The sequence below is a fragment of the Terriglobia bacterium genome (assembly GCA_020072645.1).
In the GTDB taxonomy this organism is placed as follows: Bacteria; Acidobacteriota; Terriglobia; order Terriglobales; family Acidobacteriaceae; genus Angelobacter.
Genome location: JAIQGK010000004.1, coordinates 269,795 through 294,061, shown reverse-complemented (window position 1 = coordinate 294,061; position 24,267 = coordinate 269,795). Strand labels below are relative to the sequence as shown.

Below are 24,267 nucleotides of genomic sequence, written 5' to 3'. Positions count from 1 at the left end.
AGCAATGTGGGAATTCAGCCAGTGAAACGGCGGCACAAAAATCGGGGCTATGAGTACCGGCTAAAAATCCTTCCTATACCTTCCATCCACGCCAAAGCCGCCGTTCTGGTTGCGCGTTCCGCTCACGGACCATTTTGGATTGAACTTGTACTCAATCTGTATTGCCTGCCGTTGCGTCGATGTAATGTCAGTGGCAAATGTCACCAGCAGGTTGCTGGTAACGCGCTGCTGGATTGCGACGCGCGCCCCGGGGTTCTGTCCGTTGTCGGTTCCCAAGCCGGGGTCGATCTGCAACTGTGACACGCCGGCCAGCTTGGCGATCTTGCCGCTTACCTGGCTGCTGATGCCCGATGCCAGCAGTGATTGCGCGCCCAGCGAACTCGTCGGGCTTGGGCTTGGATTGGCCGCCGCTGACTCCACGGTCTTCCCCGTCGCGATCAGGTTAATAATGTCCACCGGCGGCAATGCAGGATCGGACGTGTACGTTGTTTGCAGGCGTTCCACCGGTCCATTCAACGCCAGCGTGATGTTGTATTCGTCAATCCTGGTTTTTACCTGGATGTTCAGCACCGGCTCTGTGCGTACGGGGTTCAGGAAATCGATTGTTCCGTGGTCCACCTGATAGCGGTTCCCGGCCAGAAAGAATTCGCCGCCTGTCAGGTTGCTGCGCCCCAGAATCACAGGATCAGCGGCCGTGCCCACCACGCGTAAATTCGCGTCACCCTTTACGCTTACCTGGCTGCTCACCAGGTTCATCTGGCTCGTCGATTGCACCGCGATATTCAGCTTCATGCTCTGCGTGAATGAGCCTGGCGTTCCGCTGTCGCTCGACTCCCCACTGAACTGCGAAGTAAATGTGCCCAGATCAAAGTCCGGCGTGAATGATACGCGCTCAATTCTCACCTGGCCGTTTAGCTCTGACGCTTGCGGGTTCCCCGTGAGCGCAAGGTTAGAGGCCAGAATGGCGCGTACCCCTTCCGGATAGCGCACACGGATGTTGTTGGCTGAAAGCCCAAGCTGGAACTGGATTGCCGGCCGGTACGCCACTGCGCCCGTCGCATTGATGGTCCCTCCGCCCATCTGCCCCTGAAAGCTGCTGATCTCCAGCCGTGTATGCGTTACATTGATCACCCCGTTCGCGTGGTCCAGGCCAACGGGGGAATCCGCCGTATGCAGGTTGGCATTCACAATCTTGATCTGGCCGTTCAAATTCGTCCCCTGGCCATAACGCTTTGAATCAACATCAAATTGCAACTGGCCGGAACTGGTAATGTCCGGTACAACCAGTTGCGCAATTCCCAGGTCAACATTGCCTTTCACTAGGAACGACGCGGCCTTTGGCGTAGTCACCGGCACTATTCCTTGCGCATCTATACTCGTGCCGGTCCCGCGAATTGAAGTTGGCTGCAGCGTTGCGGTGCCGTTCTGGTAGTCAACGCGAATGGGTTTTGCCGCCGCCAATTGAAATTGTTTGTAGTTTACGTTCAGGTTCGGCACTTCAAGATGCGCTTCCACTCGGTTCTTATCCGCCAGCGGTCCGCGCACCGTCGCATGCAGCTCTGTCTGACCGGACAAATCTGCCGCCTGCGCCGGAGCATACAGCGCAACCAGCGGCTGGAAATCAATCTTCCCGCTGTCCAGGCGGATGTCCGCCATATACGGCGTCTCGATTCCCACCGTGCCGCGCGCTTTGAGCGCGACCTTGGCTACGTCTGAATCGAGCGCAATTGTCGCCACATGGTTCTGCACCGTGGTTTGGAACTTCACCCCCTGCACCGTCTGCTTCTGCATCTGCAATTGCAGCACTTCGATAGTCGCCTGCAATTGCGGATCTTTGACTGTTCCCTTCCCGCTCACATTCAGGTTCACGCCGCCCGCAATCTGCATGTTCCGCGCGATGACGGTCTGCAGCTTTTCCAGCCGGAAATTTTGCGATTGCACATGCGCATCGTATCCCTCCGTCTTGGGAAAATAATTCACATCCGCCCGCGCCGACCCGGCCGGCATTTGCACCGTCAGATTCGCTTTCACGGTGTTACCATCGCCTTCAAACTTCACGTTCAGATTTTGGATCGGCTCGGTCGATACCTTCGCTTTCGTCACCGTCAACGTTCCCTGCCCCACGGGATTGAGCTGCGATCCGTGGACAGAAACGTTGAGCGCAAGCGTGCCGCTCACCGGGTACGTCTTATTCAACAACCGCTCCAGGTCAGCAATCGAAATCTGCGAGCCGGAAATATTCGCCGTAATCGGACTGGACGGCGTGTAGGCCCAGTTCTTCAGCCGCGCTTGCGCGCTGAAATTGATTCGGCCCTGCGGCACAGCTTCCAGGTTGCCATTGCTCAGCGTCACCTGTGAAGGATTCGCCGCAAAAGCCGTGTGCAGCACCTTCCACGAACTTCCCTTTACGCGGAAATTGCGCGCATCCATCTGGCCATTGATCCGCGGCGCCGTGAGCGATCCACTCACCGTCGCATTCACATTGGCTGTGCCGTAAAGTCCCAGCGGCTGTGGCGCGGGCTGCCCGGGCATGGGTTTCTGCAATGCCGCCGACAACGTCTCCAATTCGTGCAAATCATTCGATCGCAACGCCACCTGCAATTGCGAACGATCACTGATTTTTCCATTCAGGTTAATGCTTGTTTGCGGCGTCCGAATGTAGCTATTAGCCAGCGCAAGCTCTTTATGCGCCGCGGCGTAGTCAGCATGGATCACGCCATTCACCGGCATCGCAGGCCCTTGTCCAAGACTTGCTTTGATTATGGCATCGCTATGCGCTACAAGATTGTCCAGCGTCTTGGCCCAATGCGCGCTCGCATCCGCATCAACGCTTCCGCTCAAATGCGCCTGCCGCATCGACGTGTTGTGCGTCGCCGTCTGCGCCTGGTCCAGCGACAAACCTTTCAGCGAAGCCTGCAACTGCGCGATCGACGCTCCCGCAACGTCTTTAATCGTCAGCTTGCCGCTCAGCGTGCCGCCCAGCACTCGCGCGCGAATGTCATTCACTTCCGCATTGCCGCCTGAAAGCTGGTACTTCGCGTAAAGATCGCGGACTTCGGTCTGCAATCTCGGCGTCTTCACGTTGAGCCCAGCACTGCTCACGTTGCCGTCAATAGACACCGTCTCCAGCATCGGCCGCTTCGGGTCAGCCTGATACTTCATTTGTCCCGTTAGCTTCACCGTCCCGCCGGGAAGCGAAGGATCTTTCAGGATTCGTTTGAAGTCATTGATGACCAGCGTCCCTTCATATCTGCCCGTGGCCTGCATGTTCGGCGAGCTGTAATCGTTTACCGTTGCATTCAACCCAACCCGCGACTCCCCTGCCGTAAGATCAAGTCTGTCCAGCGTGAATTGTTGTGGCGTTACGCCAAACTTTGCCTGCAAGTTGTGCTCTACCGGCGAATATTTTCCATACACGATTTTTCCCGTGTTGTAGCCAAGATCGCCAGTATATTTCTTCTGCGCCGGATCGTAGTTCGCATTCACCGCAAAGTTATGCAGATCGGCTTCCAGCGGCGTCTTCTGGTCGTTGTAATAAATTTCGCCGTTGTTCAGGCGCAGTTCCCGTATCGCCAGATCAAAAACGTTCGTGTTGCTGCTGCTGGTGCTTTTCTTTTCCGGTTTGGGCAGATTGTTTTCCCCTGCCTTGTTCACCGCCATCCGCACCACTGGATGGTCCACAATAATGTCGCGCACATGCCACTTCTTATGCAGCAATGAATCAATCGTCAACCCCACCTGCAGATGGTCAACTGCCACCAATGGCTTGCTGGGATCGGCTTCGGTCCCATGCACCACGACATTGTAAAGATCCAGGCTTAGATTGGAGAGCCTGAGGCTGAAGTCTCGCACCTCTAGCCGCGCGCCGGTCGATTCACGCACGCTCTTCTCCACCTTGGCCAGAATGCTATGGCGAAAACCTTCATTGTGGTCGAGCAACAACACCAGCGTCACCACGGTACCCACAAGCAGCACGATGATTGCCGCCAGACTCCACAGAGTAATCTTTTTCCACTTCTTCACTGATTCACCCTTTTTTAATGCCTCGCCCTTGTTAGAATGCCTGTCCCAGCGTCAAAAAGAATTGATATGTCTTCACTCCCGGCGGCGCATTTAGCAGATGTCCAATATCAATGCGGACCGGCCCCACCGGCGTCTTGTAACGGAATCCGAATCCAACGGTATGCGTCAGGTCGGAGGCCACGTTCTTGAAACTCACGTTGGAATAAACGTTGCCGGCATCATAAAATGCCGCGCCGCCCAGAGTTCCGCCCACAAACGGTACGGAAATGCCCAGCGGAAATCGCAGCTCTGAATTCAGGATCACAAGCTGCTTACCACCTACCGGCACAGCAATCTTTTCACCGCAGTTCGGGTTGTCCGTTGGACAGACCAGGACCTCGCGCTGCGGTCCGGCGCCATTCAAGCTGAAGCCGCGCAACGTGCTGCCGCCTCCAGAGAAAAAGCTTTCGCTGATGGGAATGTGCGCGCCTCCAAATGCATGCTCCATTCCCAGCCGCAGGCTGTTGGCCCACACCAGCGATGAATCGCTCGTCAAAGATTTGTAGTAAGCGGTTTGTCCCAGAAAGCGTCCAAAGCTTGTGCTCGATCCAAGAAAGCTCGGGTTTATGTCCACTTGAAAGCTCTCATAGATTCCTTTGTGCGCATCCAGCAAGTTGTCGCGCGAATCACGGCTGAAGGATGCGGAGAGTGCTGAGAGCCGCACGTTCTGGTCTTCCGGCAGCACCAGGTCTGGTATCACTATGTTCGAAAGGTTCGTGCGGCGGAAGTCGTAGCGGAAAATCACGGACTTTTGCCGGTTCCTATCCAGATAATGCTGGAACTGGACTCCCGCTCCGCCCAGGCGCGCGGTGTAGATGGGATTTTCGCTCGTCCGCTCGCCGGAGAATGTGACGGTGGAACTCCATCCTGTATTCCAGATTGTAGGGTTGTTCCAGCTTGCTGACCCACGCTGGTCCAGCCTTCCGCCAAACGCAGAGAGAGTTACAGTCTCCGCGCGACCTCGGAAATTCCTGCGTGTGTACTCAACCGACCCTTCCGGTCCCCAGAATGTTTTTTGGCTGGTGGTAAATTTCTGCGGCAGACCTACGGGCGGAAGTCCCGGCAGCGCAATCGTTCCGCTGGGAATGCTGCCACCGCGATTGATGACCTGAAAGCCGAATCCATACGCAATGGTGTTGCGCTTTGATTCGTGCAGCTTCACCAGCACGGCCGCATTGGGATCGTCGGTGATCGGCGCGCGTGTATCCACGCTGGCCCAATCAAACACGCCCAGGGTGTAGAGCTGGCTCTCGCCGCGTAGAAGGGCTGTCTCGCTCAACGGCTTGTTCACTTTGATATTTGCATTGCGCGCAATAATTTCCGGACGCGTATGCTGGGCTCCCACTGGCTCCACGCTGGCCGTATGCACCTGCGGTCCCTCGTCTATCTCATAAACCACGTGCACATGGTGCGGATCGTCCTTCGTGTGCTCCACTTTCGACTTAAACGTCACGTTCAGAAAACCTTTGTCCAGGTACGTTGCCATGATCTGGTCGCGGTCTTTGGTTAGCAGCAGTGTGGAGTAAGGCTTCCCCGGCTCCAGGTTCATGCCCTTGGGCGCGAGCTCCTGCTGTGTGAGCGCCTTAGTCCCTTCCACCTGTAATGACTCCACCACGTCACGCACGCCTTCTTCCACCTGGAACGCAAGCTGCAGCTCATTGTCCTTGTTCACCACCTTCGGCGTGACTTTCACCTGGCTATATCCGGCGCCCCGATACAGCCCTTCAATATTCTTCACGCTCTTACGCACCAGCTGTTCGCTATATTTCCCATGAGAAAACGGGATCAGCGGAGTACGTTTGGTTACCAGCACGTGTGATTTCAGGTCTTTGTCAGAAAAGTGCTCGTTGCCATGGAATTCAATAGCTTCTACCTTGCCTCGCGGGCCCTTGGTGATCTGATATAAGACCGTCACGCCCGACGGGTCTCTTTGAATCTTGCTCTGCACTTTTGCGCCAAAGTAACCTTTCGACTGGAAGTAGGACGTCAGGTCCTGTGCGCCTTCATTCACCAGGTCCGGATCAACAGTATTTTCCTGGTACATGGGGATAAGCTTCTTTTGTGTTCGTCCCCAAACGTGCGCTCCAGCCAGCTTGATCTCGATCCTCGACCGTTGATTTATGTCATATCGAATGTCAGTCCGGTTGGTTTCCGGATTGTATAGCGTTGAGACCAGCTTCACCCGGGCGGCAAGGAAGTGCTGGCTTGCCAACTGCTGTTGCAGAAATGCCGTTGCCGCGGTCAACTTCTTCAGGCGATACGGTTTCCCCGGCTTGATGTACGCGCCTTTGATTCGCGCCTTGATGGAACGAAGGCTGGCATTCAACCTCGCGGTTTGCTGCTCTGAAACTCCGGTTAAGATCACGTTTCCAAACTTCGCACGGCGTTTCAAGTTGATGTCGAATTCCACATTGACGATGCGATGGGCCTCGTCGGTTTGCATCTTCGGTTCCACCGTGGCCATAAAGAAACCGACGCGATGAAAGAATTCCAGTAAGTTCGATTCCGCCTCTTCTACTTTTTCCTGGGCGAATGGCTCCTGCTTGGAATAGCTGGCTGCTTGCAGCAGACGCGTGTAAGAAAAAACCTTCTCTGCCTTGGGAAACGTATAAACGCCAAAATAGTAGGCGGGCTTCAACACAAAGAGCACGTGTAGTCCTTCGGGCGCAGGCGTTACCTGTACTTCCACGTCCTTCGCACCCCCACCTTTTATGAGGGCTTGCGCGGTTTCATTTACTTTTGCCTGCGAGTACGGCGCATTGATGGGCTGAGTGATCAATGCCTTCAGCCTGCGTGGCGCGCCATCCGGTTGGCCAGCCAACTGCACTGACGCCACGCGCTGCCCTTCATAAGAAACGGCCGCAGTCTCAGCTTGCACCTGCTGCGAGTGTATCTTTGGCGCCAGCAAAGTCAGCCCCGCGGCCACCGCCACTAGCATTGAAGTGCCGATCCATCTTTGAAAAGTTGTCATTGTGCTGAAGGTCTGCCAATCCGTGCGGCCAGCGATGCCGCAGCTCTGCCAATTGCCTCTTTGGTTAGAGTGGAAGCAGAGACTTCTCGTTGCTCACTCAGAGAGACCTGCCGGAAGACCCGCATCATTGCGGGTAAAGCAGAGCTGCTGCTTTGCAGACCTGCTTCAGCAGAGTTGCTGATTGCGTATTCTGAAGCAGGGTTGAACTTTTCGGAGTTCGTCCACCAGAGTCGCTGGCGCATTCCCGCTCACGGACTCCTAGTTCAGTCCAGCGTGTCAACTCGTGTCTGGACTCAAGCATCTAATAGACAAAAGGTGGGGTGTCGCGCCCGCCTGGAGACGCGAATGCTTTGGACGGTTTTTGCAATTCTGCTGCTTCTCTGGCTGTTAGGTTGGGGATTTCATATCGCCGGAAGTTTGATTCACTTGATTCTAGTCATTGCCCTGGTCGTATTGCTGATTGAGGTGATAACGGGGCGCAGAGCAGCTATTTGATTTCACTCGCTCGGCTATCGGGACACTTCTGGCTTGGCTTCCGCCGAAGTCCGGCTTTGGCGTTCTTTACTGCGGCTTCACCAGCCTGGCCAGCCTCTCGTCGATTTCGCTCAACGCCTGCTGCAAGGACCTGGTGTAACGCTCATTGGTGGAAGCTTCAATCTGATGCACGATATAAGCGCGGGAAAGTTTTAGGCTATCGCGCTCGTGCCGGGCTTTCTTCTCGCCGTCAGTAAGTGGGCCCTTTGCGCCTGGCGTCGCGCCATCATTTGCAGTTTCCATTTGCGCTTCAACTGACTTGCTTTCCCAACCTCTTGCCATACCTTAATTATAAGGATTTTGGTCGCATTGCGAGCTGTTTTTCTGCCGCCAGAATTTATAATCCAACGCACAATGATTAAATGGTTTCTAACTCTGGCTTGCGGCGCGGCTTTGCTGTGCGGCGTCGCTTTCGCCCAATCTCAAGCTGCTCTGTCACCGGAACATCAGTTTGCCCGTGACATTTTTAAGCAGCTCATTGAAATCAACACCACTGACACGCCTGCCGGCAACGTAACCGCCGCCGCAGAAGCTATGGCCGAGCGTTTTCGGGCGGCAGGCTTCCCCGCAGAAGATATTCACGTCGATGGGCCAAAGCCGAACAAGAAGAACCTTGTCGTCCGCCTGCACGGACGCGGCGCAGGCAAGCCCATCCTGTTTATCGCTCATCTCGACGTGGTAGAGGCTCTGCGTCAGGATTGGTCCATGGATCCGTTCAAGTTCAATGAAGTGGATGGCTTTTTCTATGGCCGCGGCACGTCTGACATCAAGCAGGGCGACACCATCCTGGTCGCAAATTTTATCCGCTTGAAAAAAGAAGGCTGGGTTCCCGCGCGCGACCTCATCCTGGCGCTCACGGCAGACGAAGAGGGCGGCGACTCCAATGGCGCGCAATGGCTGGCTAAAAACCATCACGATTGGATCGATGCCGAGTACTGCATCAACACCGATGCCGGCGACTTCGAAACCAAAAAAGGCAAGCGCATGCTGCTGGGCATGCAGACCAGCGAAAAGAACTACGTCGATTTCCGTCTGGAAGTAAAAAGCAATGGCGGCCACAGCTCGCGGCCGGTGAAAGATAACGCAATCTATCATCTTTCGCGGGGATTGGCGCGTCTCGCAGACTTTGATTTTCCTGTGAGCCTCAATGAGACGACGCGTGGATACTTTGAGCGGACCGCCGCGCTGGAGACGCCAGCCACCGGTGCCGACTTTCGCGCAGTGACTGGTTCCGACCACGCCAAAGCGGATGAAGCCGCCAAGCGCCTGAGCCAGTCGGCATTCTTCAATGCTCTTCTGCGCACCACCTGCGTCGCAACGCGTCTTGAAGGCGGGCACGCCAACAACGCCCTGCCGCAAACCGCTGCCGCCAACGTGAATTGCCGCATGCTGCCCCAGGATTCACTACAGAATGTTCAGGACACATTAAAGCGCGTACTGGCGGATGATCGCATCATGGTGAGTGTGTCTGGTGAAGCCATTCCCGCTCCTGCGTCTGCCATCAATCCTTTAATTGTAAGCAAGCTGCAAGCGCTGAGCGCAAAATTGTATGGCGGCCTTCCCATTGTTCCAGTAATGGATACCGGGGCTAGCGACGGCAAGTACCTGCGCATCGCAGGAATTCCCACCTACGGCGTTCCCGGCGTGTTTGAAGATGTGGACGATGTGCGCGCGCATGGCAAAGACGAACGCATTGGAGTAAAGGATTTTTACGATGGCGTGGACTTTTATTATGAATTCATCAAATCTCTGGGAGCACAATAATCCCATGCGAACTCGCCGCGACGGGAGGAGATACGATGTCAGCCTCGCTAGATAGCGCCGACGCCATCACTGTCCGGCGCAGTGAACTCGCCTGTCCCGCGCATTCTCTCAAGATGATGGCCAGGGCCGCGACCAGCGAAGCCGACGAGGTCATCTTCGACTTGGAGGATGGCTGCGCTCCTTCGCAGAAAGTTGCCGCGCGCAAAACGCTGATAGAGGCCCTTACTTCTCTCGACTTTCGTGGCAAGATTCGCGCCTTCCGCGCAAACGGGATTCATACGAAATTCTTCTACCGCGACGTAATCGATGTTGTGGAAGCAGCGGGCAGAAACATTGATGTCGTTGTGGTTCCCAAAGTGGAGGATGCATCTGACGTGCACTTCGCGGACCGGCTGCTCACGCAGATTGAGCAGAACATTGGACTCCCTGCTGGCCGTATCCGGCTGGAAGTTCTAATTGAGAGCGCGAAAGGTGTTCTCCACGCCGAGCAGATTGCAGCATCAACGCCGCGCCTGGCTGGTCTGATTTTTGGCGTGGTGGATTATGCCGGCAGCATCGGCGCAAGAGATGCGGTGCGCGAGCAGTTCGCGCTCTATCACTACCCCAAAGCCAAGACGGCAGCCGCTGCGCGGGCCGCCGGAATCGACGTTGTGGATGGCGTCACGCTTCAGTTTCGCGACCTGAAACAATGCGAGCATGATGCGCGTTCCGCCGCGCAAATGGGTTTCGACGGAAAGTGGGCCATTCATCCCGATCAGGTTCCGGTCATCAACCGGGTCTTCACTCCTTCACCGGAGGAAATCACGCGGGCGCGGGAGATCATTGATCTTTACGAGCACTCTGATGTTAATTCCGGCGTCGGCGCCATGGTTTATAAAGATGAAATGGTGGATGCGGCCAGCTTGCCCGCCGAACGCAAGAAGCTGGCTATCGCCAGAAAAATTGGATTAGTGTAGAGTGCAGTCGCGGTCGAACGCCGAACCATCATGTCTCCTACTACAAAGACCGAGCTGCAACAGGAACTCAAAAGCGCCGTCGCTGAATTGTGCCGCAATTTTCCCGATTCTTACTGGCGTGAACTCGATAGCCGGCGCGCTTATCCTGAAGCTTTTGTGCAGGCGCTGACCAAGGCCGGATACATGGCTACGCTCATTCCAGAAGAATACGGCGGCGCTGGGATGGGTATCAGTGAAGCCGCAACCATTCTGGAAGAAATCCACCGTTCCGGCGGCAACGCCGCGGCCTGCCATGCTCAGATGTATGTAATGGGAACGCTTCTGCGCCACGGCTCGGAGACCCAGAAGAAGAAATATCTACCTGCACTGGCCCGTGGTGAGCTTCGTCTTCAGGCCTTCGGCGTCACCGAGCCGACCACCGGTTCCGACACCACGCAGATGAAGACCTTTGCTCGCCGCGTTGGCGACAAGTACTTGGTGAAAGGCCAGAAGATATGGATCTCCCGCGCGGAACATTCTGACCTGATGCTGCTGGTCGCGCGGACAACGCCAATCGAGCAGGTAAAGAAACGGAGCGAAGGTCTCTCCGCCCTCTTGGTGGATCTTCGCCACGCCAAGAATCATGGGCTCACGATCCGTCCGATACGCACCATGATGAACCATGCAACGACAGAGGTCTTTTTTGATGATGTTGAAGTTCCTGCGGAAAATCTTATCGGCGAAGAAGGTCAGGGTTTCCGCTACTTGCTCGACGGCCTGAATGCCGAGCGCATTCTGATTGCTGCTGAATGCATTGGCGACGGACGCTGGTTTCTGGAGCGCGCATGCCGTTACGCCAGGGATCGCGTCGTGTTTGGTCGGCCTATCGGGCAGAACCAGGGCCTCCAGTTCCCTCTTGCCCGCGCGTATGCCAATGGTGAAGCAGCATCGCTCATGGTGGAAAAAGCCGCAACGCTGTTCGACGCCCACCTGCCTTGCGGCCCACAAGCCAACATGGCCAAGCTGCTGGCAGCGGACGCGTCTTGGGAATCGGCCAATGCCACGGTGCAAACCTATGGCGGCTTCGGCTTCGCCGAGGAGTATGACGTAGAACGCAAGTTCCGTGAAACGCGACTCTACCAGGTAGCGCCGATTTCCACCAACCTTATCCTTTCTTATATTGCCGAACACGTGCTGGGATTGCCGCGTTCGTATTAGCACGGAGAACAACCATGACGGTTAAACAAGGCTGGACTGGACGCGTTTTTGAAGATTTCGAAGTGGGTGATATTTATCAGCATCCACTGGGACGAACTGTGATTGCCGCCGATAATATCTGGTTCACGCTGCTCACGCAGAATACAAATCCCATTCACTTTGACGCGGCGTACAGTGCGCAAACCGAATATGGCAAGCCGCTGGTCGATTCCACGTTCACTCTGGCGCTGGTTACCGGACAGTCCGTGGCCGACGTTTCACAAAACGCCATGGCAAATCTGGGCTGGGATGAAGTGCGCCTGCCCAATCCACTCTTTGAAGGTGACACGGTTTATTCCCGCAGTGAAGTTCTGGAAAAACGCGAATCTAAGTCACGCCCTAACGTGGGTATCGTTAAGGTAAAAACAATTGGCTACAAGCAGGATGGTAGCGTAGTGATCGAATTCACCCGCACGATGATGATTTACAAACGCGGACACGTCCCGGTAATCCCGCAACCAAAAATCGCTCCGGCAAAGAAATAGCCTGTGAAGTTAAGCAGCTTCGCGCGCGCCTTGCTGAAATCCTCGAATGGAGAATTCCAGTTGTTCTTGCAGGCTTTCGCCCACCAGCATCATGTCGCCGATCACCGTGCTTAAGTCCATGCGAATGAGATTGTGTTGCAACACCGCAGAGAGCACATGCTGCAGCAATCGCATTTCAATCACAACCAGCGGGATGCTGTACCCCTGAAGTGCGCGCTGTTTCCCGTGGTCTACCGCTGCCAATTTTGCCCGCTCTGTTGTAATCTCAGAATCTTGATCTACCCGCTTTGCCATTTCATCAATGAGCAGGGGCAAGTGATCAACCCGGTCCTTGTCACTGATCCGTATGGCCCCTATTTCGTGATGTGCTTTCACCAGCCTCAGCCATTCTTTGGTTATTTCCGCAAGGCTTTCTTCCATAAGATCTGAAACTCGCTTGATCGGCCTGTCTGGCGGGACATGGCGGCGGTTCTCCAGCCGGCTCTGTATTGTATGAATCAGTGTCGGAACGTCAGTAGGCTTGAGCAGGTAATCGTCCACCTGGCTGCGAATGGCTTGTAGCGCAGTATCAAAATCCGGATAGCCGGTAAGTATAAAGGTTGCGGCTTTCGGCTGGACGCGGCGCATGGCGCTCACCACGGTAAAGCCGTCTCCCGGCTGCCCTATGTTCAAATCGGAAAGCAGCACATCAAAAGTCGCATGGTTCATGTGTTCCAGTGCTTCAGGAACGGTTGCCGCCGCAGTCACTTCAAACCCATGCTGTTCAAGTATTGGCTTTAGTGTATTGCGTATCCCCGCCTCGTCGTCGACGAACAAAATCCGGGTCGCCATTTTCAACTCCAGCAACTTGGATGATTTTTGCATCCGTATCGTTGGACACCGAGAAAAGATAAGAGGGATGAGCGGTAGGCCAGTTGTCCGGTTGGAAGATACTGCATCGTACGAAAGGCCCATCCTCGCCAGATGGGCCTTCCTGAATGCAATGCTTTGCGGACTTATTCCTGGTTCTTAAACGAATAGCCGATCGATACACCAAAGCGGGTAGCGCGCGCACCGCTGAACTCAACATTGTTATGTACTTCATACAGATGCGCTTCAGGCCGGATGAAAATTTTGGGGGTCACGTACAGCCTGAAGCCCGCGCCAAATTGTCCCAGGAAATGATTGCTGCTCACAAAATTCGTACAGCCGGTGAACGAGCACTGGAAAGTCGGCGTGTAAAAACGGACACTCTCGGCCCCGATTCCGGCCGAAAATTCCAACTGCGCGCGCTTGCCCAGCGGCGGTGCATACACCGCATCCACGTCATAGAAAAAGGGCCGGAACGGTAACTGTCCCTGGTATAGGTTCTGGTTGGCGCGGAAAGCCGCGTTAAATCCGACTCCCAGGTTGTGGTAGAACAGAAAATCCAGACCAAAAGTCGGGTAGGCCCCTCCGCCGATGGTTTGTAAATCGGGAGTGCTGGATGGGCCGGTCAACCCGGAAACGCCGGCCGAAAGGTCAAATTGCTGTGCCAGCGCGGGGCTTCCCAGCAGAAAAATCAGTGCGAATGTCATTACAAGAAACGATAGTTTTTTCAAGTCTCTCTCCAATACGTGAAGGCTGGACGAGCCTAAATGCCAAATCTATCCATCCCTCAATCTATCAGCAACTATGGCCGATTATCCTACCAGCGGCAAACTATGTCCAGAATCCGATGGTATCAAGCTGGTTTCATGCCTTTTGCTCGGGCATTCGTTTTGTTTTGTTAAGACTATCCACTGGCCATCACGGCTCTAGCTGTTATTCTGGAAAATGATCTTCTCCGCCAAAGCAATTCTCTTTGATATGGACGGCGTGTTGATGGATTCCACTCCGTCTGTAGAACGCGTGTGGCGGACATGGGCGGCCAAACATGGGTTCGATCCAGAACGCGTCGCGTCTTTGGCACATGGTCGGCGCAGCGTTGAAACCATCCGCGCGGTGGCTCCGCAATTGGACGCCGAAAAAGAAAATATTGTCGTGGAACAAATGGAAATCGATGACAAAGAAGGCGTAACGGCCCTGCCCGGCGCGGCGGAACTGCTTACCCACCTGCCTCCTGACCGCTTTGCCATCGTCACTTCGGCAACGCGACCATTGGCGGTTGCGCGTCTTGGCTATGCCGGCATTCCGGTTCCCCGCCATATGATCACCGCCAATGACGTCATCCATGGTAAACCTTCGCCCGAGCCTTTCCTTAAAGGCGCGGCATTGCTCGGATTTGTGCCGGCGGAGTGCCTGGTGTTTGAAGATTCTCCGGCAGGGATTGCCTCGGCACGATCTGCCGGGATGAAAGCTATTGCGCTGCAAACCACTTATCCGGCAGATCAACTGCAAGCCGCCCATGCCATCATTGGCAATCTGGCGGATGTGAAGGCAACATTGCGCGACGGGGACGTCGCCCTTGAACTCGCTTCCAGTACTGTGAAGCGCTAAGGCGGCTGTCTTAGGTTTTTTTCTTTGGCTTCTTCTTAGGCAATGTCTTCGGCTTCTGGCTTGCGATTTCCATACTGCGGGAGACCTCCCGCACAGCTTCTATGGGCATTCCGGTCCACCGCGCCAGGGCTTCCTCAACGTCCTCCTTCACGACGATCTGCCTCTCCGGAATATTATGTTTCAGGTGCAACTGCGCCAGGACCTCACGCTGCGTCCGCTCTTCGTTAGCATAAAAACGTGCCTTTTCAAATTCATGGTTGTCTACTGCATTCTCATGACGGGCGGCAATAAATTTAAGCCGCTTTCTCGCCTCCTTTACTTCTTCCGGCAGTACGGCTTTCTCCTGCTTCATCTTCACGTAAGCGCCGGCATCGTCAATTAGGTCAATGGCCTTGTCGGGCAGAGAATGATTTGCAATGAGGCGGTTGGAAAGGACCACGGCTGCGGTAATCGCTTCGTCGGTAAATTGTACGGAGTGAAATTTTTCAAACCGATCTTTCTCGACTTGCAGGATTTTGCGAGCTGTCTCTTCGGTCGGCGGTTCCACCTTTACGGCAAGAAATCGCTCGTTCAGCCATGGAGCTTGCTCGAGCGCCGCGTGATGCTCAGCCGCCGTGGCGGATGCAATGCATCTGACTTTTCCGCTCAGCAGCACAGGCTTGAGCAGCAAAGTAATTTCGTTAGCGCCACCTTCCGGACCTGCAGCGAGCAAGGCGTGCAGTTCGTCGAAAAAGAACTGAGTGTCCTTCTCGGCCTTGACCATTTCCGCTGTAATCGCTTTCAGAAACTCTGTGGAGCGCCGGCTATGCTGGGCCGCAGTAACAACCATCGCCAGATCAATTGAGACAAACAGCTTGTCCTGTAGAAACGCCGTTGCCTTATTGTCTGCCACCCGCTGGGCCAACTCTTCCACCATCGTCTTTTTCCCTACTCCGGGTTCGCCCACAAGGACGACATTATTCTTGTTCGAGCGGCCAAGAATATGGACCATCTGCTCGAACTCCTTCTCTCTTCCGACAAGTGCTGAATAGCGTTGTTCGCGTGCGATTCGCGTCATGTACTCGCTGAATTCTGAAAGCAATACGAATGCTTTGGGCGCAATAGGCTGCGCATCTTCCATTACTCGGGAGAGTTCTTCCCGCACAGCCGGGAGTCGAACACCATTCTCATTCAGGATCCGTGCGGCAAAGGACGTTTCTCCGCGCAGCAGTCCCAGCAGAAGGTGCTCCGTCCCGATATGTTTGTGGGAAAGCCGCTCAGCCTCTTCCGCGGCATGACCAAGAACGCGCTTCCCTTCCTCGCTAAGAGGTAAATCCACTGACGTGGAAACCTTTTCTCGTTTGATCGTGGCCGCTTCAATGGTTCGGTAGATGTCCTCAGTCTTTGCAGGCAGAAAACGATGCGCCAAGGCCTTATCTTCACGCAACAAGCCCAGCAGCAGGTGCTCGGTCTCTATATAAGGGCTGCCGAACTGGCTGGCCTCATACCGGGCGAAAAAGATTACACGCCGCGCCTTTTCTGTATATCTTTCGAACATGGATCGTCCTCTTGCACTAGCGCCGATCATTGTACAATTTGGAGGATATATCGCTGCCTATCAGGACTTTTCGTCTTCGCTTTACTCCGTGTCTCCGTGGTGGGTGTTTCCTGCTTCGTCTCACCAATCGGCGCCATCCGTATACAATTCTTCTATCTCATTTGAGGAGCAAAATAACTCATGCAACGCAATGCAAGCGCACACTGGAGCGGCGGCCTGAAAGATGGCAAGGGCACGCTCACATCCCCCAGCGGAGTTTTAAAGAACACGCCATATTCTTTTGCCACCCGTTTTGAATCGCAGCCAGGCACCAACCCTGAAGAACTGATTGCCGCGGCCCACGCCGGCTGCTTCAGCATGGCCCTTTCAGCGCAGCTCGGCAACGCCGGAATGACGGCGCAGTCCATAGACACCACAGCCACCGTCACGCTGGAAAAGCTCGACTCCGGCTTCGCGGTCACCTCGTCCCACCTGCAGGTAAAAGTGAAGATTCCCGGCGCGGATAAAGCCAAGTTTGAAGAAGCGGCCAAAAACGCCAAAGAGGGCTGCCCCATCTCCAAGCTGCTGAATGCAAAGATCACCATGGACGCTCAACTGGAAAATTAACCATCCGCTCTGACGAAGCCTGCGCTAACAACCGCGCGGGCTTCGCGTCTAAACTTCGGTCATTCCTCGTTCAGTAAAATTGATCCCCCTGGAGGCACTAACATGCGCAGGAACTTCGCGCTTACCCCAGTATTCATCGCCATTGTTTTCGCCGCAACTTTGGGCCACGCGCAATCCGCTGTACTCGATTTGCCGCGTGACAGCCAGCATGCAAAGGTCATCCAGCGAGTAGGTATCACGGACATCACCATCAATTACCATCGCCCGCTGGTGAAAGGCAGAAAAGTATGGGGCGGACTTGTGCCGTACGGTCAGGTGTGGCGTGCCGGCGCCAATGAAAACACAACGATCGAATTCACCGATCCAGTAACCGTGGAGGGCAAGCCGCTGGCCAAGGGCATTTATGGCCTGCACATGCTTCCCACGGAGAACGAATGGACCATCATCTTTTCCAAGGCCGCGACCTCATGGGGCAGCTTTACCTATAACCAGTCTGAGGATGCCCTTCGCGTGACAGTGAAGCCGCAGGCTGCCGAAATGCGTGAAGCCCTTGGTTATGACTTTGACGAGGTCACTCCTGATTCCGCAGTGGTGACCATGCGCTGGGAAAAACTTGCTGTGCCGTTCAAGATAGAGGTCAACACCAATGAGATTGTGGCGCAGAACCTGCATTCGCAACTCCGCGGGCTGGCCCAGTACACCTGGGACGGCTGGAACGACGCCGCCACTTACTTGCTGACCAACAAATACAATCTGGAAGAAGCGCTCAAGTATGAAGATCGATCAATCGGGGTGGAAGAGCGCTTTGACAATCTGATGAACAAGTCGCAGATTCTTGATGCGCTGAACCGCAAGGAAGAAGCAACCGTCGCGCGCAACAAGGCCCTGGGGATCGCGAGCATCACGCAACTGCATGGCTACGGCCGCCAGTTGCAACTGGCTGGCAAACAGGATGAGGCATTTGTGATCTTCCGCAACAACATCAAGAAAGACCCCAATCACTGGTTGGTTCGAACAGAAGCAGCACGGCTGGCAGCGGCCAAGGGCGATTATGACGGCGCAACCAAAGAAATGAAACTTGCCCTGGCCGCTGCTCCTGGTCCGGCAAAGCCGACGCTTGAGGGTCTGGTAAAGCGCCTGGAGGCCAAGCAGGACATCAATAAATAATTTGAACGCAAGCTGCGGAGTGTGCGAGATCCAGCCTTGGCTCTAACCTCTTAATCACGGCGACATCAGCGCCGACTCTAGGAGGAAACCTTGGCTGGATTTCGCGTTGTACCTATCGACTCTAAAATTGCAGAGCAGGTCCGCAGCACACTGAAGTCTCCACAATACGGACACCCTGCCCATAAAGAGCTTGCCACTGGCTACGGCCCTTGCCGCCTGTGTCTAAAACAGTTTCGGACTGGCGAAGAAGACCGCATTCTGTTCACTTACAACCCGTTTGAGAGTCTGGACAGCTACCCGTCACCGGGTCCTGTCTTTATTCATGCAAAATTCATGCAAAATCGTGCCCTGGCTATGACGATCAGCGGGCCTTTCCCGAAGAACTGCGATGTCTCCCTCTGACTCTGGAAGCCTACGGCGAAAACCGCTGGATCATCGTCCGTGAACGTCCGTCGGCAGATGAGATTGAAAGCTCGGTAGAGCGGCTCCTGCAAACCAGTGGCGTTCGTTACATTCACATTCGCAACACTGAGGCGGGCTGCTTCATCGCGCGGATCGAGCGGGATGCTGACGCACCAGACCATCACAGCTAAACGCCTCTCCGCTGGGTTTAAGAATGCATAACCCCGCAGGCTCACCTCTGCGCTATCATGGATGCGATTTCAATCGAATTTGGCAGGGAGACTTTCGCGTCATGCGCAGATGGTTATGCACCTTCACCCTGCTTGGCACTCTTATTCCGCCAGCCGTCGCCGTCGCGCAAAAATCTGTCGTCCCCGCGCCCGGCCCCATGGCGCTGCAAGTTCGGTCTGAGTTTCTCTACGCATGGAATGCCTACAAGCAATATGCCTGGGGACACGATGAGCTCACGCCGCTCAGCAAAGGCCATCATGACTGGCACAGCAAATCTTTGCTCATGACGCCCGTCGATGCCCTGGACACGATGTTGATCATGGGATTGACCGATGAAGCGGACAAGACGCGGGAATTTATCGCGACAAACCTCTCCTTTGATCAGGACATTGAAGTCAAGAATTTTGAAATCACCATCCGCCTTCTGGGCGGATTGCTAAGCAGCTACCAGATGACAGGCGATCATCGGCTGCTGGACCTGGCCGACAATCTGGGGAATCGGCTTCTGCCGGTCTTTAATTCTCCCACCGGCATGCCTTACATGTTCATAAATCTTAAGACGGGCAAAACGCGCGGCATAGAGAGCAATCCCGCGGAAATCGGCACGCTGCTGCTGGAGTTCGGCACGCTCAGCAAACTTACCGGCAAGCCGATTTATTACGACAAGGCGAAAAGTGCCGTGGTCGCGTTGTACAGCAGGCGATCCAAGATCGGCTTGGTGGGTTCTACCATCAACGTTGAAACCGGTCAGTGGATAGACGCCACCAGCCACATCAGCGGAGGCATTGATTCCTATTACGAGTACCTGCTCAAGTCATGGCTGTTGTTTGGTGATAAGGATTGCAAAAAGATGTGGGAGAACAGCGTGAAGGCCGTAAACAAGTATCTGGCTGATAACACTCGCAACGGCCTCTGGTACGGACAGGCGGACATGAACACCGGCAAGCGCATTTCCACGCAGTATGGCGCACTCGATGCGTTCTTTCCCGCAGCGCTGGCGCGTTCTGGCGATCTGGATCGCGCGCGCAAATTGCAGGAATCGTCCTACAAGATGTGGACGACTTTTGGGATTGAGCCAGAGACGCTGGACTACAGCACCATGAAGGTCGTAGCTCCGGGATATCAGCTGCGTCCGGAGATTATCGAGTCCGCCTATTATCTGGCTTTTTATACCAAAGATGATCGCTACCAGGAGATGGGATCCACTTTTCTGCTGAGTCTGGTCCGCTTCTGTAAGACGGACGCCGGATATGCCGCGCTGAGCAGCGTGGAAACCAAGGCCAAACGAGACAGCATGGAAAGTTATTTTCTGGCAGAGACGCTCAAGTACCTTTATTTGCTGTTCGCGCCGCGCGAAACCATGGACCTGAATAAAGTGGTGTTCAACACCGAGGCGCATCCGCTCAGGAAGACCTGGTCAAATCAGGCTAAAGATTTTTAAGTTGAAAAATATTACAGGCGGCATGCCCACGTGATTGCTTTTGGAAGCGGGCCGTAAAGTAACTCGGAAAAAAGAGATAAAAGGACATCCGGACGTAAGAAAAGGCTTGGAGGCACCTTCCCCGGAAAACGCCACAGCCGATGTCCTTTTATCTCACCCACCATACTTCTCCTCCGCAAAGCTCATTTGCTACCAGCGTCAGCGCCACTCTTCACCTACCGACCCAAGCACAGTGCGCGTCGCTCTTAGTCAGCTACCGTCTGCCTATTCTTATTGCAAGACCGAGACCAAACGAGGATGCGCGTAAGTTGATGAAAATAAAGGGACCGTCATTGGTAAACAAAAGCCCTGTGACAAGTTGGCACAGGCTGTTGCGCCATGCGCCCAGCCGTTTTGTCACAGGGCTTGAATTTTAAGGATCGTTCAGCGGCGTTCGCTTCCCGGCTTAGCAGCACTTCAAGACATTCAGTCCCAGGCTTTGTTTCAGTACCGTCCCGAACGGCGGTTTGCTGGCACGGATGAAGGCGCTCATAAACTTGCCTTCTACCAGCGGCGCGATTGCGTCAACGTCCATTCCCTGCCCGGTCAGAAAAGCTCTTGCATCTTCAATCTGGTAAACGCGCGTGGGTTCGATGCTGACGCACTCAAAGCCCACAGCTTTCAATTTGCTCACGTAGTCTTCATCACGCAGCGCCCCGGCAATGCAGCCGACCCACAGCAGCAAGCTCTGCTGGATCTCCTCCGGTACGTCGCCGTGCACCACAACGTCGGAAACCGCCAGGCGGCCACCCGGTTTAAGCACACGGAAGGCCTCGCTGAGCACGCGATCCTTGTCGGCAGAAAGATTGATGACGCAGTTGGAGATGATTACATCCACGGAATCTGCCGGCAGCGGAATGTTTTCAATTTCGCCGCGCAGGAATTCAACGTTCGTAACGCCTGATTTCTTTTGGTTCTCACGCGCCAGCGCCAGCATGTCATCAGTCATGTCCAGGCCGTAAGCTTTGCCGGTTGGCCCAACTCGGCGTGCGGAAAGCAAAACGTCAATCCCGCCGCCCGACCCTAGGTCCAGCACCGTCTCGCCCGGCTTGAGTTCAGCCAGCGCCGTTGGATTGCCACATCCCAGAGAAGCTTTTACCGCCTCTTCGGGCAAAATTCCGGTTTGCGAAGCGTCATACAGATCGCGCGTGATGGGATCGATGTCTGTGCCGCACTGTGCGGACGCGCCGCAGCAGGAGCTTCCTTCACCTGTGGTCACGCGCCGGGCAGCCGCGCCGTAGCGCTCTTTTACGACTTCCTTGATATCTTGTGCGCTCATTTTGCTTCTCCTCAAATCTATGAATACGGATTATTTGCAGCATGTAATACGCTGCGGCTCTACTGCTTTGTTGCGGGTGCAGCACTCGGCATACAAAAAGCCCAGCAGTTCAGCCAGCGCTTTGGTGTTTGCCGAATAACGCAGGAAAGTCCCTTCCCGCCGCACTTCCACCAGGTCTTCATTCTTTAACTTATCCAGATGGTGAGAAAGCGTTGAGTTTGCGATTTCCAATTCCTCGCCAATCTCATTTACCACCATCCCTCCGGGATGAGCCGCCAGCAGCAACCGAAGGATACGCAGCCTCGGCTCCGCGCCCATAGCGGAAAACATCTCTGCATAGCGCGATACCTTCTGGTCACTGGCCGATGCCAATTTAATTTCCATATTTCTATTATTATCGAAATAACTTCAGTTGTCAACGTGGCGCTCTTGCCAGAAATATCGGAGCAATAAATGAAGGATCAGCTACCATGATGACCAGTTCACAACACATGGGAGGCCATATGCAAGCGTTGGCGCTGATGATGTTTCATTCTCCGCAGATCGTTTTTCCTGAAGGCTCTACGCCGCACATCCAGCTCCTGCTGCGTTGGATCCATTTTGCCGCAGGCATTACATGGGTTGGGCTGCTGTATTTCTTTGTTCTCATCAACGCCAAGTTTCTTCCCGCACTGGACGCTCCCACACGCATAAAAGTTGTGCCCCTGCTGATGCCTCGGGCGCTGTGGTGGTTCCGCTGGAGTTCAGTAGTAACGGTGCTGGCCGGCATCTGGTACTGGATGATGATCGTAACTGCCGACGCGCGCAACGCGCAGGCCAGCGGCGGCGGAGCTATTGGAACCTTCTTCGGCATATGGACTGTAGCATTCGCGATTGAAATGGGTCTTCTTATGTCGCCGGCCGAAGCATTAAAGAAGAAGCCGGTGTTTGGAACCCTGATAGCGGTTGTGGTGATAGCTGCCGCGTGGCTTTACTTGGCGCTTAACGCTCACGGATGGGAAAGCAATCGACTACTGGCTATTGGCATTGGCGGCGGGCTGGGCTGGTTCATGCTATTGAACGTCTGGGGAATCGTTTGGCGCATGCAGAAAAAAATCATCCGCTGGACTGAGGTCAGCGCGGCGGACGGCACACCTATGCCGCCGGAAGCAGCGAAGCTTGCGCGCATCGCCCATCTGGCAGCGCAGGCAAATTTCATTTTGTCGTTTCCCATGCTGCTGATGATGGCGGTTGCCAGCCACTACCCTATCTTCAGATCATGAAGCTAATTAGAGAGCTGTAGGATTGGCGGGTTCAGACGTTGCTGTGGTAAGTTCTGCTTCAGCCTTGCTCTCGTCTATTTGGCGCTGGAAATAAGCTTCAATGGCATTCGCGTCGTCAATTATTTCCAGTGGCAGGGTGATGTTGATGCGGTAAATAAAACCGCAGGCATTCTCAACGCCGTGCAAAACAATATTTGCAGCCTTGATTTCAAATCCATCAAAGTCATAGCCGGCTGCGGCAACTTCGGGTGTCCAGTGTTCGGTAAAGAGATTGTCGTTCCGACCGATGAATGCCAGCTTGCGATAACGCTGGAAAACCCCACTGAGACGCACGCGCAATTCAGCATTCGTTGCTTCCTGCAGAGCAAGCAACTCGGACGTGGTTGGGGGAAGCCTCATAGATAATTCAATATTGAAGGCCTCATGTTATCTCATGCTGCGCCCGGCCCCAACACAATTTTGTATAGATTAGGAGGTCTACCTTCTATCGCCCGGGCGGCTTCATCTTCCAGAGCATCTGGCGCAGCATGCCCAGCCAGAGTTCGGCATCGGCTGAAGAGAGTTCCAGGCGTCGGACCATCCGGCGGATTTTTTCTTCCTTCGCCGCAACGGAGCGCTCGCCCAGGTAGCCGCTGGCTCGTAGCGCTTCAATCAGCGCTGCCGTAATGCGTTCGAGTTCGGCCGCCGTCGCGACCTTGAGCTTCTCTGTCTTGAATATTGGTTTCTTGTCAGGGTACTTCCCGGTCTTAGAACTGCGTGCCAGTTCGTAAAGACACACCGCTACCGCCTGCCCAAGATTCATCGACGTATGCTCTTCACGCGTGGGGATATGCAACAGCCAGTGGCAATGGCTGAAATCGTCATTGGACAGCCCGCGCTTTTCCGATCCGAACAACAACGCCACGCGGCCTCCTGCTCGGAGCCTCTTGCGAATCACCGGCGCAGCCTCTTGCAGCAGCCGTAGCGGATGGTGCAGTTCGCGATTTCCCGCCGCTGTGGTTCCGATCACCAGCGAACAGTCAGCCACCGCTTCCGCCACGTTCGAGTATTGTTCCGCTTTTGCCAGCAGCGGCGCTGCTCCCACAGCGGAGCGGGCTTCTCTAAACGAGGCTTCGTAGGGATTCACTACGCGCAAGCGCAGAAAACCCAGGTTGCTCATGGCCCGCGCCGCAGCCCCGATATTAAGGGGATTGCGCGTGGAGACTAGCACCACGCAGAGGCGGTCGAAATCAAGAGAAGTTGGCAAGACGGACTCATTTTAACTGGATCGGCAGCTTGTCTCTCCGGCTGCTTCGAGCTAGTCGTCCCGAAGTACGGTCATCTTGTCCCACAACCAGGCGCTTGTGACTTCGTCTATATCCGTTTTGCCTCTTGACAACTCCTGCTAATGTATTAGCATGTGCTAGTGCACTAGCACATGCGAAGCGGCATTCGAATCAGGAGAACCATGAGCAACGAGAAACATCTTCAACTTGGGCGGCGCGAACGCCAGATTATGGACGTGATCTACCGGCGGGGTCGCGCATCAGTGACTGAAGTCCTGGCCGACCTGACGGATCCACCCAGCTATTCCGCCGTGCGCGGCATGCTGGGCCTGCTGGAAGATAAAGGATACCTGCGGCATGAGCAGGAAGGACTGAAGTATGTCTACCTGCCCGCCGACGATACGCGCCAGGTCCGCGCCAACGCTCTGAAGCACATGGTGAAAACATTTTTTGGCGGCTCTCCTGAGCAGGCCGTGGCCGCGCTGCTGGAAATGTCTGACAGCACGCTTTCCACCAAGGACAAACAATACCTTTCTCAGTTAATCAAAAAGGCGCAGCAGGAGGGACGATAAG

At 54.9% G+C, this 24,267-nt stretch carries 24 protein-coding genes; 13 read left to right on the top strand and 11 right to left on the bottom strand.

Annotation, left to right across the window (positions count from 1 at the left end; genetic code table 11):
• Positions 1-60: 60 nt before the first annotated feature.
• Genes LAO76_08265 through LAO76_08255 form a run of 3 tightly spaced genes read right to left on the bottom strand, consistent with a single transcriptional unit; the run spans position 61 to position 7,275 of the window.
• Complete coding sequence (locus tag LAO76_08265) at positions 61-4,023, bottom strand: translocation/assembly module TamB domain-containing protein (GenBank protein ID MBZ5490910.1); 3,963 nt, start codon at positions 4,021-4,023, stop codon at positions 61-63.
• 31 nt (positions 4,024-4,054) lie between these two features.
• On the bottom strand, positions 4,055-7,033 hold the full coding sequence (locus LAO76_08260; GenBank protein MBZ5490909.1) for a BamA/TamA family outer membrane protein: 2,979 nt from the start codon (positions 7,031-7,033) through the stop codon (positions 4,055-4,057).
• Entirely contained in the window at positions 7,030-7,275 is a 246-nt protein-coding gene (locus LAO76_08255; protein MBZ5490908.1) for a hypothetical protein, read from the bottom strand. Before LAO76_08255 ends, LAO76_08260 begins: the two co-directional genes overlap by 4 nt.
• Before the next feature lie 103 nt (positions 7,276-7,378).
• Here LAO76_08255 and LAO76_08250 point away from each other — a divergent pair, with 103 nt between their 5' ends.
• Positions 7,379-7,528, top strand: a complete 150-nt coding sequence (locus LAO76_08250; GenBank protein MBZ5490907.1) for a lmo0937 family membrane protein — start codon at positions 7,379-7,381, stop codon at positions 7,526-7,528.
• Positions 7,529-7,594: 66 nt separating this feature from the next.
• On the opposite strand, the gene LAO76_08245 is transcribed toward LAO76_08250, so the two are convergent.
• Positions 7,595-7,810 carry a hypothetical protein gene (locus LAO76_08245; GenBank protein MBZ5490906.1) on the bottom strand — a complete coding sequence of 72 codons (216 nt, stop codon included), beginning with the start codon at positions 7,808-7,810 and terminating at the stop codon, positions 7,595-7,597.
• Between the two features lie 111 nt (positions 7,811-7,921).
• Between LAO76_08245 and LAO76_08240 the strand changes: the two genes are divergently transcribed.
• Genes LAO76_08240 through LAO76_08225 form a run of 4 tightly spaced genes read left to right on the top strand, consistent with a single transcriptional unit; the run spans position 7,922 to position 12,008 of the window.
• Positions 7,922-9,331: a M20/M25/M40 family metallo-hydrolase gene (locus LAO76_08240; protein MBZ5490905.1), complete on the top strand. Its 1,410-nt coding sequence runs from the start codon at positions 7,922-7,924 to the stop codon at positions 9,329-9,331.
• A 35-nt stretch (positions 9,332-9,366) separates the two neighbouring features.
• Positions 9,367-10,287 (top strand): CoA ester lyase, encoded by a 921-nt coding sequence (locus tag LAO76_08235; GenBank protein MBZ5490904.1) that lies wholly within the window; start codon positions 9,367-9,369, stop codon positions 10,285-10,287.
• Between the two features lie 30 nt (positions 10,288-10,317).
• The gene (locus tag LAO76_08230) at positions 10,318-11,484 is read left to right on the top strand and encodes an acyl-CoA/acyl-ACP dehydrogenase (protein MBZ5490903.1); all 1,167 of its coding nucleotides are present in this window, start codon (positions 10,318-10,320) and stop codon (positions 11,482-11,484) included.
• Positions 11,485-11,498: 14 nt separating this feature from the next.
• Entirely contained in the window at positions 11,499-12,008 is a 510-nt protein-coding gene (locus LAO76_08225) for a MaoC family dehydratase (GenBank protein ID MBZ5490902.1), read from the top strand.
• A gap of 9 nt (positions 12,009-12,017) precedes the next feature.
• On the opposite strand, the gene LAO76_08220 is transcribed toward LAO76_08225, so the two are convergent.
• Together LAO76_08220 and LAO76_08215 are read right to left on the bottom strand one after the other, a co-directional pair.
• Complete coding sequence (locus LAO76_08220) at positions 12,018-12,839, bottom strand: response regulator (protein ID MBZ5490901.1); 822 nt, start codon at positions 12,837-12,839, stop codon at positions 12,018-12,020.
• Between the two features lie 164 nt (positions 12,840-13,003).
• On the bottom strand, positions 13,004-13,588 hold the full coding sequence (locus tag LAO76_08215; protein ID MBZ5490900.1) for a porin family protein: 585 nt from the start codon (positions 13,586-13,588) through the stop codon (positions 13,004-13,006).
• Positions 13,589-13,802: 214 nt separating this feature from the next.
• Between LAO76_08215 and LAO76_08210 the strand changes: the two genes are divergently transcribed.
• Entirely contained in the window at positions 13,803-14,465 is a 663-nt protein-coding gene (locus LAO76_08210) for an HAD family hydrolase (GenBank protein ID MBZ5490899.1), read from the top strand.
• Between the two features lie 10 nt (positions 14,466-14,475).
• Here the strand turns inward: LAO76_08210 and LAO76_08205 are convergent, their stop codons facing one another.
• Positions 14,476-16,002, bottom strand: a complete 1,527-nt coding sequence (locus LAO76_08205; protein ID MBZ5490898.1) for an AAA family ATPase — start codon at positions 16,000-16,002, stop codon at positions 14,476-14,478.
• Positions 16,003-16,182: 180 nt separating this feature from the next.
• Here LAO76_08205 and LAO76_08200 point away from each other — a divergent pair, with 180 nt between their 5' ends.
• The 5 genes from LAO76_08200 to LAO76_08180 all read left to right on the top strand — a co-directional run bounded on the left by LAO76_08200 (position 16,183) and on the right by LAO76_08180 (position 19,849).
• Positions 16,183-16,608, top strand: a complete 426-nt coding sequence (locus LAO76_08200; protein MBZ5490897.1) for an OsmC family protein — start codon at positions 16,183-16,185, stop codon at positions 16,606-16,608.
• A 102-nt stretch (positions 16,609-16,710) separates the two neighbouring features.
• Positions 16,711-17,775, top strand: a complete 1,065-nt coding sequence (locus LAO76_08195; GenBank protein ID MBZ5490896.1) for a DUF2911 domain-containing protein — start codon at positions 16,711-16,713, stop codon at positions 17,773-17,775.
• A 90-nt stretch (positions 17,776-17,865) separates the two neighbouring features.
• The gene (locus LAO76_08190; protein ID MBZ5490895.1) at positions 17,866-18,177 is read left to right on the top strand and encodes a DUF1203 domain-containing protein; all 312 of its coding nucleotides are present in this window, start codon (positions 17,866-17,868) and stop codon (positions 18,175-18,177) included.
• Positions 18,105-18,368, top strand: a complete 264-nt coding sequence (locus tag LAO76_08185) for a DUF1203 domain-containing protein (protein MBZ5490894.1) — start codon at positions 18,105-18,107, stop codon at positions 18,366-18,368. The genes LAO76_08190 and LAO76_08185 overlap by 73 nt, the downstream gene beginning before the upstream one ends.
• 101 nt (positions 18,369-18,469) lie before the next feature.
• Positions 18,470-19,849, top strand: coding sequence for a glycoside hydrolase family 47 protein (locus tag LAO76_08180; protein ID MBZ5490893.1), 1,380 nt, complete (start codon positions 18,470-18,472; stop codon positions 19,847-19,849).
• A gap of 445 nt (positions 19,850-20,294) precedes the next feature.
• Here the strand turns inward: LAO76_08180 and LAO76_08175 are convergent, their stop codons facing one another.
• Both LAO76_08175 and LAO76_08170 read right to left on the bottom strand, forming a co-directional pair.
• Positions 20,295-21,167, bottom strand: coding sequence for an arsenite methyltransferase (locus tag LAO76_08175; GenBank protein MBZ5490892.1), 873 nt, complete (start codon positions 21,165-21,167; stop codon positions 20,295-20,297).
• A gap of 30 nt (positions 21,168-21,197) precedes the next feature.
• Positions 21,198-21,539 (bottom strand): metalloregulator ArsR/SmtB family transcription factor, encoded by a 342-nt coding sequence (locus LAO76_08170; protein MBZ5490891.1) that lies wholly within the window; start codon positions 21,537-21,539, stop codon positions 21,198-21,200.
• A 98-nt stretch (positions 21,540-21,637) separates the two neighbouring features.
• Here LAO76_08170 and LAO76_08165 point away from each other — a divergent pair, with 98 nt between their 5' ends.
• Positions 21,638-22,429 carry a urate hydroxylase PuuD gene (locus LAO76_08165; protein MBZ5490890.1) on the top strand — a complete coding sequence of 264 codons (792 nt, stop codon included), beginning with the start codon at positions 21,638-21,640 and terminating at the stop codon, positions 22,427-22,429.
• Positions 22,430-22,435: 6 nt separating this feature from the next.
• Here LAO76_08165 and LAO76_08160 read toward each other — a convergent pair whose 3' ends face one another.
• Together LAO76_08160 and LAO76_08155 are read right to left on the bottom strand one after the other, a co-directional pair.
• Positions 22,436-22,828, bottom strand: a complete 393-nt coding sequence (locus tag LAO76_08160) for a hypothetical protein (GenBank protein ID MBZ5490889.1) — start codon at positions 22,826-22,828, stop codon at positions 22,436-22,438.
• 85 nt (positions 22,829-22,913) lie between these two features.
• Positions 22,914-23,675 (bottom strand): RNA methyltransferase, encoded by a 762-nt coding sequence (locus LAO76_08155; GenBank protein MBZ5490888.1) that lies wholly within the window; start codon positions 23,673-23,675, stop codon positions 22,914-22,916.
• Positions 23,676-23,876: 201 nt separating this feature from the next.
• On the opposite strand from LAO76_08155, the gene LAO76_08150 reads away from it, so the two are divergent.
• On the top strand, positions 23,877-24,266 hold the full coding sequence (locus LAO76_08150; GenBank protein MBZ5490887.1) for a BlaI/MecI/CopY family transcriptional regulator: 390 nt from the start codon (positions 23,877-23,879) through the stop codon (positions 24,264-24,266).
• Position 24,267 lies beyond the last annotated feature (1 nt).